The sequence below is a fragment of the Alcanivorax sp. HI0044 genome (assembly GCF_001634945.1).
Map to the genome: position 1 here is coordinate 1 of NZ_LWEZ01000004.1, position 1,266 is coordinate 1,266.

General features: G+C 59.5%; 1 protein-coding gene. It reads left to right on the forward strand.

Annotated elements, in window-relative coordinates; genetic code table 11:
- On the forward strand, positions 1-1,266 hold a 1,266-nt coding region (ptsP, locus tag A3730_RS00065), incomplete at both ends, for a phosphoenolpyruvate--protein phosphotransferase (RefSeq protein WP_063537180.1).

Genomic DNA, 1,266 nt, shown 5'->3' on the forward strand with positions numbered 1-1,266 from the left:
GTGCGCAATTTCGAAATGATGGATGACCCCTACCTGCGTGAACGGGCGGCGGATGTGCGTGACCTGGGCCGTCGGGTGCTGGCTCAGCTGCAGAGCCAGACCCGGCGTCATGTGATTTTTCCGGACGAGTGCATTCTGCTCGGCGAAGATATTTCTGCGCCCATGCTGATGGAAGTACCCCGTGAACGGGTGCGTGGCATTGTTACCACACGCGGGTCACGGAATTCGCACATGGCCATTGTGGCGCGGGCCATGGGTATCCCCACCGTGGTGGGGGCGCAGAATCTGCCGCTCAAACAAATGGACGACAAGGAAATCATCGTCGATGGTTTCCGTGGCCGGGTGGTGGCCAATGCCTCCCCGGAGCTCAAACAACAGTTCCAGGAAATCATTGCCGAGGAAGAGAGTCTTCAGGCCGGGCTGGAAAAGCTGCGTGACGAACCGGCGCAAACGCTGGATGGCACGAGGATCAAGTTGCAGGTGAATACCGGCCTGATGACCGATATCAACCGGTCACTGGAACGGGGTGCCGAAGGGGTGGGGCTGTACCGCACGGAGATTCCGTTCATGGTGCGCGACCGGTTCCCGTCGGAAGAAGAACAGCGAGTGATTTATCGCGAGCAGCTGGCGGCGTTTGCTCCGCATTCGGTCACCATGCGCACCCTGGATATCGGTGGTGATAAATCCCTGAGTTACTTCCCCATAGAGGAAGAAAACCCTTTCCTGGGCTGGCGGGGTATCCGTGTCACCCTGGACCACCCGGAAATTTTCATGGTGCAGGTGCGCGCCATGATCAAGGCCAGTGAAGGACTGAACAATCTACGCATCATGCTGCCCATGATTACCAGTGTGTTCGAAGCAGAAGAGGCCCAGCATCTGATCCACCGTGCCTGGCTGGAAGTGCGCGATGAAGGGCTGGATGTGCCCATGCCGCCGGTGGGAGTGATGATCGAAGTGCCGGCGTCGGTGTATCAGGCCCGCGCCCTGGCCCAGCGGGTAGACTTTCTTTCTGTAGGGACCAACGATCTGACGCAATACCTGCTGGCGGTGGACCGCAACAACCGCCAGGTGGCGGCGCTTTATAATTCCTATCACCCGGCGGTGCTGCATGCCCTGCTGCATGTGGTGGAGCAGGCCCGCGAAGAAGATACGCCGGTGTCGGTCTGCGGGGAGATGGCAGGGGAGCCCAGTGCGGCCCTGTTATTGATGGCCATGGGCGTGGACGTGCTCTCCATGAATGCGTCCAACCTGTTGAAGGTAAAAGCC